This is a genomic window from Chryseobacterium lineare (genome assembly GCF_977014045.1).
This window is the reverse complement of record NZ_CDRNIQ010000001.1, coordinates 1,108,869-1,126,496: the sequence shown is the minus strand read 5'-3', so window position 1 is coordinate 1,126,496 and position 17,628 is coordinate 1,108,869. Positions and strand designations below refer to the sequence as shown.

Sequence of the window (17,628 nt, the reverse complement as noted above, 5' to 3'; positions counted from 1 at the left end):
CTAAAAATTAAATAAAATTATACTTATAAATGATACGACAATTCAAGGTTCAATTTTATTACATTTAAATTTAATTTTATCTTTTTCATTAAAATAATTTAAATGAAATATAGCTTACAACAAAATAAAAGCGTCCCAAAAAATTGAGACGCTTTGAAATCAAATTTATATATAAAAGACTAATAAGCTCCTTTTTCGATATAATGGGCAGCGATTTTCTCTGTCAGTGCCACTACATTCGGATGGTTGGTGTATTTTGTAAATCTTCTTAAACCTGAAAGCATCATTCTCTGTTCGTCGCCTTCAGCAAAGGAAACAATTCCTTCTTTTGCAGCAACAGTGATTTTTTCTACTGCTTTATAAAGGTTTAACTGAGCCATGGCTGATTCTACAGATTCAGGAGAAAAATGTTTTTCTGCTCTTAGAACAGCAGATTCTGCCATATAAATCTGGTTAAGAATTTCAGAAGCATTCAATAACAAATGTTGCTGTTTCTCAATATCCATCATATATTTTTGAAGAGCTGCTCCGGAAACCATTAAGAAAACTTTCTTAAGATTCGCAATAATTGCTTTTTCCTCGCTCATAAATGTGGAATAATCAGGAACATCGAATGACGGAATTCCCATCAATTCTTTACTGATCGCCATTGCAGGAGATAATAAGTCCAATTCTCCTTTCATTGCCCTTTTGATCAACATTCCTACTGAAAGTAATCTGTTGATCTCATTGGTTCCTTCGTAAATTCTTGAAATTCTTGAATCTCTCCATGCTGCTTCCATTGGCGTATCTTCTGAGAATCCCATTCCGCCGTACACCTGAATTCCTTCATCAGCTGTATGTTGGGCAAGATCTGATACGAAAACTTTAAGGATGGAACATTCCACTGCAAATTCTTCAACACCTTTCAGTTCTGCAGCCTGATGATCCATTCCACCAGCAACCAGTTCATCAATCTTATCCTGAATATTTTTTGCTGCTCTGTAAGAACCAGCCTCACTTACGAAGACTCCTGTTGCCATTTCAGCAATTTTCTTTCTGATCGCCCCGAAAGTTGAAATAGAAACCCCAAACTGTTTTCTCTCGTTTGAATATTGAATAGAATGGTTTAAAATTCTTCTTTGAGCATCCAGACAAGCTGCAGCTAATTTGATACGACCAACGTTCAGTGCATTTAAAGCGATTTTAAAACCGTTGTTTCTTTCTCCTAAAAGATTCTCGACAGGAATTTTCATATCATTAAAGAAAACCTGGCGGGTAGAAGAGGCACGGATTCCCAGTTTATGTTCTTCCTCACCGAAAGTAAGGCTTCCCGGATTTTCCAGCTCTGAACGATTAATTACAAAACCTGTAATATTTTTATCATCATCAATTTTTGCGAACAAAGTAAAAGTATCCGCAAATCCTGCATTGGAAATCCACATTTTCTGTCCGTTAATGATATAATGTTTCCCGTCTTCGGAAAGCTTTGCTCTTGTTTTTCCTGAGTTGGCATCAGAACCTGCATCCGGTTCAGTAAGACAATATGCTCCGAATTTTGTTCCTGTAGCCAAATCCGGAAGGTATTTTTGCTTCTGAGCTTCAGTTCCATATAGAACAATTGGCAACGTTCCGATTCCGGTGTGTGCTCCATAAGCGGTTGCCAATGAACCTGTAACTCCTGAAAGGTAATCGCAGGCAAGCATTGTTGTCACGAATCCCATTCCAAGACCGCCATATTCCTCGGGAACTGCAATACCTAACATTCCCATTTCACCAAGCTTACGCATTACTTCTTCTGTAAAAGCATAATCTTTTTTCTCGAAACGTTCCTTTTGCGGAACTACTTCTCTGTCTATAAATTCCTTCGCAGAATCGCGAAGCATTTTTTGTTCTTCGTTCAGTTCTTCAAGACTGAAAATTTCGCTGGCAGGAACTTCTTTGATTAAGAATTCGCCCCCCTTAAGTATTTTATTAATTGTAGTCATTATTTTATGATTTTAAATTTTATATTATAAATTTTAAATTATTGATTCTCGTTTATAAATTTTCAGATGAAGTTTTGATAATTTTAGTTAAAATATTAATTATACTTTCAATTTCTTTCAAATAAGTATCAACTTCGATTTGAACTAAATCTGATGATTGATAAAGCCTTAGCCAATATCTGGTTTCTCTTGCTTCTTTATTCGCAATCGAAAGTTTTGAAATAAAATCTTTTTTTGACTGAGCTGCAATTGCCTCTTCTACATTTGCACCGATTGAAGTTCCACAGCGAAGAATTTGTTTTGATAAAATGAATTCATTTTGAGATTTACACTGAGTATAAAATTTAATAATTCTTAATGCAAAGTTGAATGTTTTTAATTGAATCAAATTATCTTCTTTGTAGTTACCCATCTAAAATTTATAATTTAAAATCTATAATTAATTAAAGAAGTTCAAAGATTGAAGCTGCACCCTGCCCCGTTCCTACACACATCGAAACCATTCCGTATTTGTTTCCGCGTTTTCTCATTTCGTCAAGTAGTTGAACAGTTAATTTTGTTCCGGTACATCCAAGCGGGTGACCAAGAGCGATAGCGCCTCCGTTCACATTGAGAATATCAGGGTTTAAGCCTAATTCTTTTTTAATGGCAACAGATTGTGAGGCGAATGCTTCGTTTAACTCGATTAATTCGATATCTTTTAATTCCATGCCGGCTTGTTTCAAAGCTTTTGGAATAGCATAAATTGGTCCCATTCCCATAATCCTCGGTTCTAATCCTGCAGCTGCGTAGGCAACTAATCTCGCTTCAGGTTCCAATCCTAATTCTTTTACCATTTCCTCACTCATCACCATAACGAAAGCCGCTCCGTCGCTCATTTGAGAAGAATTTCCCGCCGTTACGCTTCCTCCGTTGGCGAAAACAGGTCTTAATTTTGCCAAACCTTCCAGAGAGGTATCTGCTCTAGGACCTTCGTCCACTGAGAAGTCGAACTTCTTAGTCTGCATTTTCTGGTTTTCATCAAGGAAATTATATTCCACAGGAATCGGAACTATTTGACTGACAAATCTGCCTTCCTGATTCGCTTTTAAAGCTTTCATATGAGATTCGAAAGCAAATTGGTCCTGTTCTTCTCTTGTGATATTGTACTGTTTTGCAACTTCTTCAGCAGTGTAGCCCATTCCCCAGTAATAATCCGGATTGGTTTTAGCAATTTCCGTTTCCGGAACCGGTTTGTAACCACCCATCGGAATATAAGACATGGATTCTGTACCGCCTGCAATAATGCAATCCGCCATTCCGGCCTGAATTTTTGCAGATGCAATCGCAATCGCCTCACTTCCTGATGCACAATATCTGTTTACCGTAACCCCAGGAACTTTGTCCGTATTTAAACCCATTAGTGAAATCAAACGTGCCACGTTTAATCCTTGTTCAGCTTCAGGCATTGCATTTCCTACGATAAGGTCGTCAATTCTGTTTTTATCTAATTGCGGAAGTTCAGCCATTAATTTTTCAATTACGGTTGCCGCCATTACATCGGGTCTTGTAAATCGTAAACTTCCTTTTGGAGCTTTTCCAACGGCAGTTCTGAAACCCTTTACTATATATGCTGTCTTTGACATTTTTTGTTTTTTATTTGTTTGCAATCGGGTTTCACCCGATTCTATTATTGTTTCGCCCTTTCAGGGCTCAAAAACCTGGTTACTTTTACCTTGGTTATTTAGTTTCTCAACGGTTTACCATTCTGTAACATGTACTGAATTCTCTCCAATGTTTTTCTTTCTCCACAAAGCTGTAGGAAAGTTTCTCTTTCAAGGTTCAATAAATACTGTTCCGTTACGACTGTCTCTTCCGAAAGATTTCCTCCAACCATTACGTTGGCTAATTTATCTGCAATCTTCTTATCGTGTTCAGAAATATAGTTTCCGGTTAACATCTGGTCGGTTCCAACATAGAACATTCCCAATGCATCTTTACCTAAAACTTTTACTTTCTGCTCGATTGGCTGAGTATAGCCGTGTTCTGCTAAGCTTTTTGCCAGCATTTTGGCCGTTTTGATCTGAGTTCTTTTATCAACGGCAACAATATCTTTTCCATGCTCAAGAATTCCCATATCGTAAGCTTCATAAGCTGAAGTGGCCACTTTACCCATCGCAATGTTCATGAAAGCTTCACGAAGACGGTTGTTTTTCACATCATCTTTATGAAATTCCCTTGAGGTTCTTAACGTAAGCTCTTTCGTTCCGCCACCACCGGGAATTACACCAACTCCGGTTTCCACCAATCCGATATAGGTTTCTGCGGCTGCAACAACTCTGTCGGCGTGCATCGTCATTTCACATCCGCCGCCAAGGGTCATTCCGTGAGGAGCGACAACCACCGGAATCGAGGAGTAGCGAACTCTCATCATTGATTTCTGGAAATAAGCAATTGCCATATTCAGATCATCCCAATCCTGCTCGATGGCCATCATTAAAATCATTGCTAAATTGGCTCCTACAGAGAAATTAGTTCCTTGATTTGCGATTACCAAACCATCATATTCTTTTTCAGCTAAATCAATCGCTCTGTTCAACCCATCCAAAACTTCACCTCCTAAAGAATTCATTTTAGAACGGATCTCAAAGTTGATAATTCCGTCACCTAAATCTTCAATCGCAGCACCGGAATTACTCCAAAGCGTTTTATTTTTTCTGATATTATCTAAAATAATGAAAGCGTCCTGTCCGGGAATTTTGTTGTATTCTCCTGAATTTTTATCAACATAAATACTTTGTCCTTCTTCATTAACTTTGTAGAAAGTTTCTACATTTTTTACCCAGTCTGAAACTTCGTATCCTGCTTCTTTAGCCAATTCAATACCTTTCTGAACGCCAACGGCATCCCAGATTTCAAATGGCCCGTTTTCCCATCCGAAACCTGCTCTCATTGCATCATCGATTTTATAAACTTCATCGGAAATTTCAGGTACTTTGTGCGAAACATAAGCAAATAACGCTCCCAGGGATTTTCTGTAAAGCTCTCCGGCTTTGTCTTTTCCGCCAATTAACAATTTAAATCTGTCAATCGGCTTATCAATATTTTTAGTTAATTCTAACGTTGCAAAAGAAGATTTGCCCTGAAGTTCGTATTCTAAAGTATCAAGATTTAAACCGTGAATTTCAGATTTTCCTTCTGCATTTTTTACCTTTTTATAGAAACCTTGCTGTGTTTTTGAACCGAGCCATTTATTATCAACCATCTTCTGGATGTAATCAGGAAGTGCAAAGACATCGTTGAAATCATTGGCTTCTGCTCCGCTTTGACGAACGCCGTTTGCCACCATTACCAATGTATCCAGTCCGACAACATCCGCAGTTCTGAACGTCGCAGATTTTGGTCTACCGATAACAGGACCTGTTAATTTATCTACTTCAGAAACAGTAAGTCCTAATTTCTGAACATTATGAAGCAAATCCATCATAGAAAAAACTCCGATTCTGTTGGCGATAAATGCCGGTGTATCTTTTGCTAAAACGGTTGTTTTCCCTAAGAATTTCGCTCCATAATTCATGTAGAAATCTATCACTTCAGGAGTTGTATCGTTGGTAGGAATGATCTCTAAAAGAGGAAGGTATCTCACCGGATTGAAAAAGTGTGTTCCTGCAAAATAGTACTTAAAATCATCACTTCTACCTTCCGTTAAAAGATGAATAGGAATCCCGGACGTATTGGAAGAAATTAAGGTTCCTGGTTTTCTGAACTGTTCTATTTTTTCATAAACAGATTTTTTGATGTCCAGCCTTTCAACAACAACTTCAATAATCCAGTCGGTATCCTTTATTTTTGACAGATCATCATCAAAATTACCGATCTTTATTCTGTCCGCAAATTTCGGAGAATAGAGTAGAGCCGGACTTGCTTTTTTCAGTTTTTCAAAGTTTTCTGCCGCGATTCTGTTTCTTACCGCTTTATCATCTTTGGTCAAACCTTTTTTCTGTTCCGCTTCAGTGAGTTCAAAAGGAACGATATCCAACAGCGAAACCTGTACGCCAATATTGGCAAAGTGCGCAGCGATACCACTTCCCATAATTCCTGAACCAAGAACTGTAACGTGTTTGATTCTTCTTTTCATTTGATTTATTTGATTTGTTATATTATTTTCTGTTATTTAGATCTGTGGCAATTTTCATGATCTCGGTCATCACTTCTTTAAAAGTTTCAAGCTTTTCGGGAGCAATTTTCTCCATGATCTTCTTGTTGAAGTTGACAACCACTTCTTTTGACATATTTCTTGAATTCAGACCTTTATCTGTAAGCTTTATAATAACCTCACGTTTGTCTGTAGTTGTTTTTTCTTTATATATATATCCATTATCCTCAAGAAGTTTAATAATTCTTGTGAGAGAAGTTGGCTCAATAGCCATTTTTGGTCCCAGATTGGTGCTTCTGGTTCCTTCTTTAGGATCTATTTTAAGAAGAGTAAGTGCCTGTACTGCCGTAGAATCATGTTCCTGAGCCATTTCTGTGTACATCTTAGAAACAGCAAGCCAGGTTTGTTTAAGAATTAAATCAACGTTTTCTATTTTATCTTTTTTGTTATCCATCATTTTACGATATCAAGGTTTTACTCAAATTTAGTAAAATATTATGCATGCATAATATTTATTTACGTTAAAATTTGTTAATACGTTGAAAATAAATGGATTAATTGATATGACTAGCATAATACTATGCATGCATAATATATCAAGTTAATAAAGAAAGATGTATATTAATAAATGGTATTCAATAAAGTTACAATTTCTTCAAAAGATTCACATTGATAATTATCTTTAAAATGAGAGATAATCCAATAATCCTTAAATTCGAAGGTCAATAAAGAAAGGTCAATAGGAAAATTTTTCTGCAAAAGTGAATATAGCATTTCCTTGTAGACGTGAGGAGCAACAATCTTTGGAGGAACGAAATTTTCATTCATCTGAAATAAAGTAGGACTCGTAAGCTCATCATGTTGCAAGAGAACATCTTCTACAATTCCTGTATATAATTGATTATCTTTAACATACCATATTTTATCGGCAAATTCCTTAGCTAAACGCCAGTCATGTGATGAAAAAAGAATAAGTTTCTGATGCTCCAAAGCTAATTTTCTGAGAATTTTCAGGATCATAACTTTGTTTTTCTCATCCAGATGCGTTGTAGGTTCATCAAGAATAATAACAGGTGAATTTTGTGTAATGGCCCTTCCGATAAAAGCCTTTTGAAGATTGCCGTCCGAAAGATTTTTAAGTAAAGTATCCTTGTATTGCAGCAAGTCCAGTTCTTCAATAATCGATGAAACTTCATTCCGGTCTTCTTTATTAAGCTCAAAATAAAACGGATAATGAATGTATTTTCCCAACGAAATGAGATCTTCAACCGTATAATTCTGTGGAATTACAGCTTTTGAAAATACAACAGCAATATTTTCCGCTATTTCTTTCACTGAAAGATGTTTGATATTTTTACCATGAAGATAAATTTCTCCCTGTAAAAGAGGAATTTGATGTAAAATAGATTTGATTAATGTTGTTTTCCCGACACCGTTGTTACCAATTAACAAGCATACTTCTCCCAAATTCAAATTGGCTGTTGCATTTGAAATTAAGGTCTTATTGTAGCCTATATTTGCTTGGTTGACTTGTAGGTGCATTTTCTTTTTTATTTGCCCGGAGTTCTCGCGGATTTAGACAGATTTCATTTCCTTATATTATTTTGTTATCTGTAAAGTTAACTTAGATTCTACAAAATGACAAAATGCTAAATATTTTATATAACTTAAATTCAACATTCATTTTTCATCCTTTATTCTGTCTCAAAAGCATCATCAGAATAACAGGAATTCCGAAGATAGAACTTATCACATTGATAGGAATCTGAGTTTTCTCTGCTATAATCGAAAATATAAGCATAATACACATTCCCAATAGCATATTTAATATCCATTGCTGCCAGAGCTTCGAAGGATTGTAGATCAGTCTGCAGAAATGAGGAATAATAATACCAATGAATAAAATAGGACCCAAAAATGCGGTAACTGATGCCGAAAGCAGTGAAGAAGATACAATGATGAGGATCTTCAGCTGATTTAAATTAACACCTAAACTCTGCGCGTAGGATACTCCCAAAGAATTTCCGATCAAAGGTTTTATGGTTCTAAAACAGATGAGTAATCCTCCAAAAATTAAAACTGACAATACATAAATCTGATTTCGGGAAACCATATTATTGGCTCCGAAAGACCATAGAATATAATTTTTTAAACTTTGATTTTCTGCATAAAACTGAAGCAGCGAAACGATAGCTCCTGCAAAAGCGGAAACAAGAAAACCAAATATAATCAGATAAGATTTATCATGAAACCGGCTGGAAACAGAAAGCAAAAGAAACATCAAAACCATACTTCCGATAATGGCCGACAAGCTCAGAAAGGTATTCTGGAGAAAATCCGGCAGCACAATATTGTATGAAAAAAATATATAAAATGCCACGGAAAGACTTGCCACAGAAGTAATGCCCAGAATATCAGGACCTGCAAGAGGATTTTGAAAATATTCCTGCATGAGAAATCCCGACGTAGGAATTGAAATTCCGGCTAAAAGCATTACCAAAACACGGTTTACACGAATTTCAGCGATAAGGCTATTAGAAGACTCTGTAAAGAAATCCTGAAAATTTAAACTTAAAAATCCTGTATTCAGATTAATTACCATTGCCAATAGAATAGCAAGCAATAAAACCGAACACAGAATCTTAAATTTATCTGACATAAAAGTCTGACGTTTATTTTAAAAGAGAATTGATTTTTTCGTTGAGCTGTTCTTCGCTCATCATTCCTAAAGTTTCATCAGTTTTATCGCCTTTTCTCATGTACGTAAACGGTATTGCTCCGCCATCCCATTTTTTAAAATTGGCTGCAAAAAAATTACCTTCAAGATTCTGGCCATCAAGTAATACCGTGTTCTTCCGAATTCCTTGTTCATCCACAAACTGAGATACTTTTGTATTCCAGTCTTCCTTGTTGTCGAGACTTATAAATGTAATTTTCACGGGCTTTCCGTTCAGTTCCTGTATTTTATTTTTAAAGTGAGGAATTTCCTTTACGCAAGGTCCGCACCAGGTTGCAAAAAAATTAGTAACGTAAAGTGTGTCATTCTTTTTACCTAAAAAAGCCGAAGTTTCCTGAGAGGTCAGCATTTTCAAAGCTTCAGGAGCTTTGGAGTTTTCTGATACAGAAGCAGAATCTGCAGCCATTTTGCCGTCTTCTGTTTTTGTATCCTCCTTTTTACAACTGAAGAGAGATACGAAGAAAAGCGTTGATAAGATTATCTTTTTCATTATTTTTTATCTATTTTTGAATTGAAGTATGGAACAACAAATCTATAAAGGGAAACTTACAAAGTTTCATTGGTTAAAAATAACGAAAAAGGAAGAACTGACCAAAAATACTTTCTCACTGGAGTTTGAAATTCCCGAGAGCCTGAAGGAGAATTTTAAGTTTGATGCAGGGCAGTTCGTAAGCATAAAATTTCATTCCCACGCCAAAGATGTTATCAAAGATTATTCGATGACATCGGCGCCATTCGAGAAAAAGATTGCTTTAGGGATAAAAATAAATTCTCCGGAAAGTGATGCTTCAGCATTATTCAGAAATTATAATATCGGTGATGAATTACTGGTGAGCGAGCCGGGAGGAAGGTTTACGCTTGTTTCAAAACCAAGTGAGTTCAGAACTATTGTAGGTTTTGCTGCAGGAATAGGAATTACCCCGATTTTAAGTCATTTTAAAAATATTCTTCATAACGAACCGAGAACGAGACTTTTTCTTTTTTTCAGTAACAAAACCCGTGAAGATCTGATTTATCGGGAACAACTGGATAATCTTGCCAGAAACTGTGGCGAAAGACTTCAGATATTTTACTTCTATTCACAGGAAAAAATATCAAACACTTTCTTTCATGGAAGGCTCGATGAGAAAAAATTAAGTCTGATCATTAACCAAATTCTGCACCTTGACGATACCGATGAAGAATCAACCATCTGGGATGCGGTCGATGAAGTATTGATATGTGGCAAAGGCGATATGATCAAAACGTTGGCAAATGCCTGTTATCACCACGGAATTCCTAAGAAAAACATTCATTTTGAGCTTTTTGAGGAATATAATGACGATATTTATCCTGTAGAAAAAGAATTTCCTTTGATTGAAAATATTGATGTGGAATTTAAAATGCTTGGCAAAAAATATTTTACAGAATTACCGGATAATAAAGAGAAGATTTTACAGCAGTTATTAATTCAGAAATTTGCTGTTCCGTACTCATGCAAGTCTGGGATTTGCGGAAGCTGTGAGTGTATTCTTGAGGAAGGTGAAGTGGAATTGCTGGAAAACGAGTATTTAACAGAAAGGGAAGAGGAAAAAGGACATATCCTTGCGTGTATGTCGATAGCAAAAAGCAAGAAAATAAAGCTTAACTTTGATCTGAGTTGAGAATAATTAAAAACATATTTAACCTGATTTTCATATCAACAGAAATGATGATTCTGCTGATATGTCTTGCTAATGCATGGGTATTTGCTCTCACGGACGGACGGACTTATAACAAAATATCCAAAATTCCGCCGAGAGAAGTGGCACTGGTTTTAGGTACTTCACCAAAAATGAGATCAGGTGCATCCAATCCTTATTTTACAAAAAGAATGGATGCCGCCGCATTGCTGTATCATCACGGAAAGATCAGGAAAATCCTTGTAAGCGGGGAAAAAAGCAGGGGATATGATGAACCGGCCGCTATGAAGAACTACCTCATTTACCAGGAAGGCGTACCGGAAGAAATTATCATAGAAGATCCGAAAGGATTTAATACCTACAGAAGCATTCTGCGTTGTAAAGATGTTTACAAAAAAGACAATGTAATTATTGTATCCCAGGGATTTCATAACCTTCGGGCATTGCTTTTTGCAAGAAATAATAATATGAATGCTCTTGGATTTGACGCTCAGGATGTTACAAAACCTGAAAGTTATTACAGAAACCAGTTTAGGGAAATATTGGCCAGAACAGTTGCTGTCGTTTATTTTGCGTTGGGTATTTCTCCTGATTAGAAAGGATATCCGAATGCGATATTCAGGGTTGGCTTAAATGGCTGGAAATATTTCAGTCTCCAACGCTCTCCTTCCGGTTTGTTGGGATCGTACATTTTATAAGCAAGATCCAGTCTCAGTGTAATATAAGCAATATTTACCCTTAATCCGAAACCACTGCCGATACCGACCTGTTTTAGGAAACTGTTAAATTTAAATTCGTCCCCCGATCCGTCATTGGTGGTTTTCAAAGCCCAAATGTTACCGATATCTGTGAAAAGGGCACCCTCATATGTATTATTAAAAGGAACTCTGAATTCAACATTGGTTGTCAGTTTCATATTTTCCGTCATGAAAGTACGAACTCTTTCGTCAATCTGTGAACCTGCAGGACCAAGGCCGCCAAAAGGAATCCAAGCCCTGATATCATTAGCACCACCATTAAAGTATGATCGTATTACAGGCATATTGGAGGAATTCCCATACGGAATCCCAACGCCCACGAACTGACGGAGAACCAGAGTATTATTATTAAATTTAAAATATTTTCTTACGTCAAAATCGAATTTCACAAACTGAGCATACGGAACCCCAAAAATTGTCCTTTCCGGGCTGGTAATAACTCCGCCGTCATTTCTTTTCTGATTAAAAATACTGAAGATATTTCCGGCAAGTTCTATTTTTCCATTAAAATAAAAAGAATTCGGATAATCTTTTTTACCGATTTCGTTGTAAACAAAATTATAGATGAATGAAGAAATCAGAACATCCTGTGTCTGACGGTCTTTATTAATTAATGAGCCTACAAAGGCAATAAATCTGTCAGCTCCTTGTTGATTAAGCCCTGATGCATACTGTTGATCCAGCGTTATCAACCTTGAAACTTCATCTATTGTCAGTTTTCCTGCACTGAAATCTTGGGCTACAGAAGGTTTAAAAGCAAAATAATCGTCAAATATTTCACTTCTTATCGCTTCGTCATTTACAAAATAATCATAATAAGCGTCTTTATTTTTGGTCAAACTCAGTTGAGTATTGAATAAAGTCAGCCTGTGAGAAACTTTATCGTTTACCGTTGCAAGATAATTTAAACCTGTATTAAAATTGACTCTTCCCAAACCTATGTTATTCTGAACCGAAGCTCCCAGTACAATCGATGAAGTAGGGCTGTATTTTTTAGGCAGTAATTTGTAGTAATCAAATGGCAGCAGCAATCTGGGGAAACTTAAAGAAGCCTGAGCCGAAATTTCGTAAGCCAAAACTCTTTTGTCGATATTTTTCGTACTCCTTATCGATCCGAATGTCCCGGCAAGACTGGTAGAAAGATTTTCTGCACCTCCGAAAATATTCCTTGTAGTCAAATCCACAGAAGGAGACACTCCGAGATTCAGCAGCTGAGAATAGTTGATGTCAGTACCTACTTTCAGTTCATATTTCGGAAGAGGTTTAAGAACATACATTACATCGATGATACTGTCATTGGGAACAGCTCCGCCGCCATGTCTTAAAGAATCTCTTGACTTAAGAATACTGAAATTATTCATAGCCAAAAGGTTTCGTCTCGTAAGATCAAACTTTTTCTGGTCGTACACCTGTTTGTTTCCGATAGTGATAGCGCGCCAGATCGCCCTTGAATTGTATTGATTATTAACTTTGTGAAATCTTATTCCTCTTAAGCTGTCTTTTTTTGTATTCTTGGGATAATCTCCAATTTCATCAACAATCGCTACATCTACATTTCCGATCGTAGAAACTTTATAGGGCCTGTCGAGAGAATCTTTATGAATTTCAAGGGTTAAAGGAACCTGTTTTCTGCTTTTAAGGGAATCTGCCACAAAATAGATCTCATCACCAAGATTATTGAATTTATAATAACCATAGTCTTTCATAAGGTCATTAATTCTTGTAACTTCTTTCTCAAGAACCGTCTGATCCAGTATTTGTCCCTGTTTGATCAGGCTCTCTTTTATTTTCTGCTGATAAATATTCTTTACGTTCGTATCGGTAATATTGTAATAATATTCCTTGATATACGTAGGATCTCTATGGGTAATAAAATAAGTAACGGCAGCCTTTTTTGAAGCCGAATCAAGATCATGTTTAAATTTAACTTCCGAATCCCAATAGCCACGGTAAGTGAGTCTTTTCTCAATTGATTCTGCACTTTTTTCAGTTTTTGTCTGATCCAGAATGACAGGCGCTGAACCCCAATTGTGATACAACCTGTCGAAAAACAAACTTTTGCCGACACTGCTCTTCATATTATATTTAATGAAAAGAGAATCTCTCAGTTTCTGGTTTCTCAGTTCATTAGGATAGGTCATGTATTCATTGAGAAGGGTATCGTATTTAGGGTTTGCAGCATTGTACAGCCATAAGCTGAGCGGCATAAAAAGAAACTGTCTCTTATTGGGTTTTTGCTGTACATAGTTTTTAAGCTCACTATCAAAAGGAGCCTTTTTATCTTCAAATTGAAAGTTATTGGAGACAAGCAAATATTCCCCTTCAGGAACCTTTTTGGTGGTACTACAAGCATAAAGGAGACCTACAAATGTTGCAAATGATATAATTTTATAATACTTTTGAGGAGAATTCTTATAATGCTTACAGCTCATACAATAAAAATTTTACAATCTTTGGATAAAAAGAAGTTCAGGCAAAAATACAATTTGTTTTTGGTTGAAGGCAATAAAACAATCACTGAACTTTTTAATTCTAACTTTAAAATTAAAGAAATATTTTCTACCGATCCGCAAAAACTGGACCGCCCGGATATCTCTATCACCCATATCTCTGAAAATGAGTTAAAAAAAATCAGTTTTCTGCAAAATCCAAAAGATTCTGTAGCCGTCTGTTATCTTAATGAAGAAAAAAAATTGGATGACAGCGACCTTCAGCTGGTTCTTGACGGAATTCAGGATCCCGGAAATATGGGAACAATTATACGCCTGGCAGACTGGTTTGGTATTGAACAGATTATCTGCAGCAAAGATACTGTTGATTTTTATAATCCGAAAGTTATTATGGCAAGTATGGGATCTTTCACCAGAGTGAATATCATTTACCAAGATCTGGGGGAATATCTTTCCGAGACAAAAAACGTCAATATCGGAACAGATATGGAAGGAGAAAACATCTACTCATTTCAAAAACCTGAAAAAATGAATCTTATTTTAGGAAATGAAGGTAATGGAATGCGCCCTGAAACGGAAGAATATGTGGAAAAAAGCCTTATGATCCCAAGATTCGGAAAGTCTCAGTCTACCGAAAGCCTGAATGTTTCGATGGCGGCGGGAATTATTTTAGGCCAATTGTTCGGAGTGAGAGAGTAATAGAGCTGGAGGGTAAAGTGATTGATATCAACTCTCCAACTCTAAAACTTCAGATAAGCTGTTCCATGCTTGAAACACTTTGATTTTTCTGGTAATTTTCCAGTTTCTTTCTTACAAATCTTAATGCGATCGGAGCAAGATAAATTAAAGCAACTCCTGCAACTTTTCTTTTCCAATTTGAACTTTTAAGGCTTTTCCTTGCATAATTTCCTACGATAGCAGTTACTCCCAGTTTGATTAATGTATCTACCGCATCTCCTTTGAAAGCAGAGCCTGCAATTCCCATTGCTGTATTTTTATTGATAAACGCTCCCTTTATCTCGGAAGTGATCTGTTTAGCAATTACGTCTTTTCTCAGTACCACTTTTTCGTCACCATCTTCATCTACTTTTTCCTGCAGGTACTGATCGGTTAAACCATTAGTGAACGCACTCAAACTTTCTTTTGTATTTTTGAATGTCAGAAGATCCTCAAGACCGTCTATTTCCTGTCTCAAAAGTTTCTTCTTTCTTCTTAATTCTTCTAAGCTCTCATACTTTCTGCCCATAGTTTAATGATTTAAAAATTTAATAACCTGATCTGCCACATAATTTACGAGTTTCTTTTTAAATATCATAAGAATTATCATAATCACGAAGTAAAATGCTGATACGATAAGAAACCCGTACGAACTGTTTCCCAATGCTTTTCCAATCAGGAATGCGATCCCAAAGTTGAACAGGATAATGAAAAAACCAAAGGCAACCAGCATTAAGACAAAGTATGTGATGACTCCGGCCGAAAGTGATGATTTTTCTGTGGCTTCAATTTTCAGCAGATCAATTCTTTTCGATGCGTATTCTTTAATAGTTTCAATCATTGTTTTTCTTTAAAGTTACAAAAAAAGGAACTTTCGTTTATAAAGTTCCTTGTGATAATTTATCTTAAAAATAAATTATTATGATTTTAGATCATTCAGTTCAGATTCTACATTTTTTACAACATCTGCAGTCTTTGAAACAATCTGATCTTTGTATTTGTCATATCCGTCTTTCACCGTGTGAGCAACGTTATTTGCTGTTTCTTTAAAAGTAGAAGAAATATTACCATATTGATCTTTCACTTTTTCGGAAACTTCTCCGTATTTGTTTTTAGCCTGATCTTTAAGATCATTTGCCTTATCTTTTATTTTTTTTCTGGTTTCTTTACCTTCTTCCGGAGCATAAAGCATTCCTAAAATTACACCCGCCGCAGCACCTGCAAGAAGTCCTGCCAAAATACCCGCTGTATTGTTTTTTTTAGACATTTTCGTTTTTTTTAATTAGTTAATAATACTAGTTTTACTTGCTAATAAATGTACAATTAATATACCAAAGGAGACATTAATCAATTAAAAATGTTAAAAATTTTTGATATGAGACAGAATACTTTCAATCGTCTCTTTTTTAGAAAGGTGAGTATTATCAATAATTACAGCATCATCCGCCTTCTTCAAAGGAGCTATTTCCCGCTCACTATCAATCTTATCACGTATGATGAGATTTTTTTTCACCTGCTCTTCATCCGCGTCAATTCCAAGACTGAGAAGTTCCTGATAACGTCTTTTTGTTCTTTCATCAATGCTTGCTGTCATGAAAAATTTATAGTCAGCATTTGGCAGAACGACTGTCCCGATGTCACGCCCGTCCATAATAATACCACCTTTTTCTGCCAAAGAACGTTGCGCCTGAAGAAGAAAATCCCTTACTTCTTTTTGTTTTGCGACAAAACTTACATTTTCTGACACTTCATTTGTTCTGATAGCTTTGGAAATATCGATATGATTAAGAAAAAGAACTAATTCTCCGCCATCATTTTTAAATTCAAGATCGATTTGATCGAAAGAAGAGAATAACTTCTGAATATTTATAGATCCGTCCTCATTCAGGCAATTCTGAAGTGCAAACCAGGTAACTCCTCTGTAAAGCGCACCCGTATCAAGATGGATAAGCCCCAGCTTTTCGGCAATGATTTTAGATATAGAACTCTTTCCGGTAGACGAGTACCCGTCGATCGCTATTACAGGTTTTTTCATACTGCAAATTTCAAGAAATTTTCTTAAAAATCAAGAAACCCTAAGATATTTCTTAAGGTTTCTGTTTTATTTTAAATTAACTTGTTTACATCTAAAATCTTATGAATTAATTTCTAAAGCATAAAATTTATGGTTGAAATCTAATAACCTGCATGACTGGTAAGATCTATAGAAACCCCGATCTGGTTGACATTTGAGGAGTTATGGTATCTTACATGAGCATAATCGATACGGAATCTTGACAATTTAATTCCGAATCCGGCGGAAAGGCCCGAGAAATTTCTCTGATCTGCCACTGCAAGTTCATTACCTCGTTTTACGTTATAACCGAGTCTGATATTAAATCCTTTTTCAGGAAAAAGTTCTGCACCAAGAGAGAAGTGGTCGGCAATTTTCCTTCCGGCATTTACTTCCTGACCGTTGACGTTGTATTGAGAAGAGATATTAAATTCCTGTAAATCGTGTGCCGTAATGGTAATCGCCAAAGGAATCGCCTTTAAAATCCTTGTATATCCTAAATCTACCCTGAAAGGAAGATTCTCTCTTGTACCGTTAAAAGATTTGAACTGATAGCCGAAGTTTCTGAAGACCAAAGAAGCTGTTTCTTTATTCTTTTTATTATGATAGGTAATTCCGGCGTTTCCTGAAATGGCAGAAGAAGTATAGTTGTCAATTTTGGAAGTGATAAAATTCAATCCTCCGCCGATGGTCCAGTCTTCCTCAAACTGATAGGCATATCCTGCACCGATAGCAACATCAGAAGCTTTAAATGTACCGTTTTCAAAACCACTTTCATCAGTTCTTGGAATATCTCCATAGCTCATATAGCGCGCATTGATCGTTGCCATATGACCATTGTCAAAATCTCTGGCATATGCTATTGTTCCGTATTTTGAATCTGCAAGATAGGCAGTTGCATTTACAGAAAGTTGGTTATCAGAATCTTTATTCAGCAAAGATGGGTTTGCAATTGCAAAGGAAACATCATGATCTCTTACAGAAATGGCATCACCGCCCAACGCAGCCTGTCTTGCAGATACAGGAATATTCAGAAACGGATAAACGTTTGTTCCTGTTTGCGCATAAGAAACAATTCCTGACAGAAATAATGAAAAAATGATAATTTTCTTCAATTCAGTTTATTATTAATGCAAAAATAATCCTTTTT

At 36.1% G+C, this 17,628-nt stretch carries 17 protein-coding genes; 3 read left to right on the top strand and 14 right to left on the bottom strand.

The genetic code is table 11. From position 1 onward, the window contains the following. Positions 1 to 179: 179 nt before the first annotated feature. From ACWNCI_RS05025 to ACWNCI_RS04990, 8 genes are all read right to left on the bottom strand, one after another. Positions 180 to 1,967: an acyl-CoA dehydrogenase family protein gene (locus tag ACWNCI_RS05025; RefSeq protein ID WP_449387416.1), complete on the bottom strand. Its 1,788-nt coding sequence runs from the start codon at positions 1,965 to 1,967 to the stop codon at positions 180 to 182. A gap of 52 nt (positions 1,968 to 2,019) precedes the next feature. Next, positions 2,020 to 2,379, bottom strand: coding sequence for a four helix bundle protein (locus tag ACWNCI_RS05020; protein ID WP_449387415.1), 360 nt, complete (start codon positions 2,377 to 2,379; stop codon positions 2,020 to 2,022). Between the two features lie 31 nt (positions 2,380 to 2,410). Continuing rightward, a complete protein-coding gene (locus ACWNCI_RS05015; protein ID WP_449387414.1) occupies positions 2,411 to 3,592 on the bottom strand; it encodes an acetyl-CoA C-acyltransferase in 1,182 nt (393 codons plus the stop codon). 98 nt (positions 3,593 to 3,690) lie between these two features. Next, a complete protein-coding gene (locus ACWNCI_RS05010; RefSeq protein ID WP_449387413.1) occupies positions 3,691 to 6,084 on the bottom strand; it encodes a 3-hydroxyacyl-CoA dehydrogenase/enoyl-CoA hydratase family protein in 2,394 nt (797 codons plus the stop codon). A gap of 22 nt (positions 6,085 to 6,106) precedes the next feature. Further along, a complete protein-coding gene (locus ACWNCI_RS05005) occupies positions 6,107 to 6,556 on the bottom strand; it encodes a MarR family winged helix-turn-helix transcriptional regulator (RefSeq protein ID WP_346986658.1) in 450 nt (149 codons plus the stop codon). Between the two features lie 167 nt (positions 6,557 to 6,723). After that, complete coding sequence (locus tag ACWNCI_RS05000; protein WP_449387412.1) at positions 6,724 to 7,644, bottom strand: ABC transporter ATP-binding protein; 921 nt, start codon at positions 7,642 to 7,644, stop codon at positions 6,724 to 6,726. A gap of 145 nt (positions 7,645 to 7,789) precedes the next feature. Continuing rightward, positions 7,790 to 8,761: an iron chelate uptake ABC transporter family permease subunit gene (locus ACWNCI_RS04995; protein WP_449387411.1), complete on the bottom strand. Its 972-nt coding sequence runs from the start codon at positions 8,759 to 8,761 to the stop codon at positions 7,790 to 7,792. Between the two features lie 13 nt (positions 8,762 to 8,774). Next, positions 8,775 to 9,329 carry a TlpA family protein disulfide reductase gene (locus tag ACWNCI_RS04990; RefSeq protein ID WP_449387410.1) on the bottom strand — a complete coding sequence of 185 codons (555 nt, stop codon included), beginning with the start codon at positions 9,327 to 9,329 and terminating at the stop codon, positions 8,775 to 8,777. A 28-nt stretch (positions 9,330 to 9,357) separates the two neighbouring features. Between ACWNCI_RS04990 and ACWNCI_RS04985 the strand changes: the two genes are divergently transcribed. Together ACWNCI_RS04985 and ACWNCI_RS04980 are read left to right on the top strand one after the other, a co-directional pair. Further along, positions 9,358 to 10,482: a flavin reductase family protein gene (locus tag ACWNCI_RS04985; RefSeq protein WP_449387409.1), complete on the top strand. Its 1,125-nt coding sequence runs from the start codon at positions 9,358 to 9,360 to the stop codon at positions 10,480 to 10,482. After that, positions 10,479 to 11,096: a SanA/YdcF family protein gene (locus ACWNCI_RS04980; protein WP_346985339.1), complete on the top strand. Its 618-nt coding sequence runs from the start codon at positions 10,479 to 10,481 to the stop codon at positions 11,094 to 11,096. Before ACWNCI_RS04985 ends, ACWNCI_RS04980 begins: the two co-directional genes overlap by 4 nt. Here ACWNCI_RS04980 and tamL read toward each other — a convergent pair. Further along, complete coding sequence (gene tamL / locus ACWNCI_RS04975) at positions 11,093 to 13,690, bottom strand: translocation and assembly module lipoprotein TamL (RefSeq protein WP_449387408.1); 2,598 nt, start codon at positions 13,688 to 13,690, stop codon at positions 11,093 to 11,095. The two genes, ACWNCI_RS04980 and tamL, sit on opposite strands and share 4 nt — an antisense overlap. On the opposite strand from tamL, the gene ACWNCI_RS04970 reads away from it, so the two are divergent. Beyond that, on the top strand, positions 13,676 to 14,407 hold the full coding sequence (locus ACWNCI_RS04970) for a TrmH family RNA methyltransferase (protein ID WP_449387407.1): 732 nt from the start codon (positions 13,676 to 13,678) through the stop codon (positions 14,405 to 14,407). The genes tamL and ACWNCI_RS04970 overlap by 15 nt on opposite strands. 49 nt (positions 14,408 to 14,456) lie before the next feature. Here ACWNCI_RS04970 and ACWNCI_RS04965 read toward each other — a convergent pair whose 3' ends face one another. From ACWNCI_RS04965 to porQ, 5 genes are all read right to left on the bottom strand, one after another. Then, positions 14,457 to 14,954, bottom strand: a complete 498-nt coding sequence (locus ACWNCI_RS04965; RefSeq protein ID WP_449387406.1) for a phosphoribosyl-ATP pyrophosphatase — start codon at positions 14,952 to 14,954, stop codon at positions 14,457 to 14,459. 3 nt (positions 14,955 to 14,957) lie between these two features. Then, positions 14,958 to 15,266, bottom strand: coding sequence for a phage holin family protein (locus ACWNCI_RS04960; RefSeq protein WP_449387405.1), 309 nt, complete (start codon positions 15,264 to 15,266; stop codon positions 14,958 to 14,960). A 78-nt stretch (positions 15,267 to 15,344) separates the two neighbouring features. Beyond that, a complete protein-coding gene (locus ACWNCI_RS04955; RefSeq protein ID WP_449387404.1) occupies positions 15,345 to 15,692 on the bottom strand; it encodes a YtxH domain-containing protein in 348 nt (115 codons plus the stop codon). Between the two features lie 93 nt (positions 15,693 to 15,785). Next, positions 15,786 to 16,460 carry a (d)CMP kinase gene (cmk, locus tag ACWNCI_RS04950; RefSeq protein ID WP_346985344.1) on the bottom strand — a complete coding sequence of 225 codons (675 nt, stop codon included), beginning with the start codon at positions 16,458 to 16,460 and terminating at the stop codon, positions 15,786 to 15,788. Between the two features lie 140 nt (positions 16,461 to 16,600). Then, a complete protein-coding gene (porQ, locus tag ACWNCI_RS04945) occupies positions 16,601 to 17,593 on the bottom strand; it encodes a type IX secretion system protein PorQ (protein WP_346985345.1) in 993 nt (330 codons plus the stop codon). Positions 17,594 to 17,628 lie beyond the last annotated feature (35 nt).

Excerpts from the sequence above, each read along its gene's own strand:
- ACWNCI_RS05025 (WP_449387416.1), bottom strand. The coding sequence starts at position 1,967 with ATGACTACAATTAATAAAATACTTAAGGGGGGCGAATTCTTAATCAAA.
- ACWNCI_RS05020 (WP_449387415.1), bottom strand. The coding sequence starts at position 2,379 with ATGGGTAACTACAAAGAAGATAATTTGATTCAATTAAAAACATTCAAC.
- ACWNCI_RS05015 (WP_449387414.1), bottom strand. The coding sequence starts at position 3,592 with ATGTCAAAGACAGCATATATAGTAAAGGGTTTCAGAACTGCCGTTGGA.
- ACWNCI_RS05010 (WP_449387413.1), bottom strand. The coding sequence starts at position 6,084 with ATGAAAAGAAGAATCAAACACGTTACAGTTCTTGGTTCAGGAATTATG.
- ACWNCI_RS05005 (WP_346986658.1), bottom strand. The coding sequence starts at position 6,556 with ATGGATAACAAAAAAGATAAAATAGAAAACGTTGATTTAATTCTTAAA.
- ACWNCI_RS05000 (WP_449387412.1), bottom strand. The coding sequence starts at position 7,644 with ATGCACCTACAAGTCAACCAAGCAAATATAGGCTACAATAAGACCTTA.
- ACWNCI_RS04995 (WP_449387411.1), bottom strand. The coding sequence starts at position 8,761 with ATGTCAGATAAATTTAAGATTCTGTGTTCGGTTTTATTGCTTGCTATT.
- ACWNCI_RS04990 (WP_449387410.1), bottom strand. The coding sequence starts at position 9,329 with ATGAAAAAGATAATCTTATCAACGCTTTTCTTCGTATCTCTCTTCAGT.
- ACWNCI_RS04985 (WP_449387409.1), top strand. The coding sequence starts at position 9,358 with ATGGAACAACAAATCTATAAAGGGAAACTTACAAAGTTTCATTGGTTA.
- ACWNCI_RS04970 (WP_449387407.1), top strand. The coding sequence starts at position 13,676 with ATGCTTACAGCTCATACAATAAAAATTTTACAATCTTTGGATAAAAAG.
- tamL (WP_449387408.1), bottom strand. The coding sequence starts at position 13,690 with ATGAGCTGTAAGCATTATAAGAATTCTCCTCAAAAGTATTATAAAATT.
- ACWNCI_RS04965 (WP_449387406.1), bottom strand. The coding sequence starts at position 14,954 with ATGGGCAGAAAGTATGAGAGCTTAGAAGAATTAAGAAGAAAGAAGAAA.
- ACWNCI_RS04960 (WP_449387405.1), bottom strand. The coding sequence starts at position 15,266 with ATGATTGAAACTATTAAAGAATACGCATCGAAAAGAATTGATCTGCTG.
- ACWNCI_RS04955 (WP_449387404.1), bottom strand. The coding sequence starts at position 15,692 with ATGTCTAAAAAAAACAATACAGCGGGTATTTTGGCAGGACTTCTTGCA.
- cmk (WP_346985344.1), bottom strand. The coding sequence starts at position 16,460 with ATGAAAAAACCTGTAATAGCGATCGACGGGTACTCGTCTACCGGAAAG.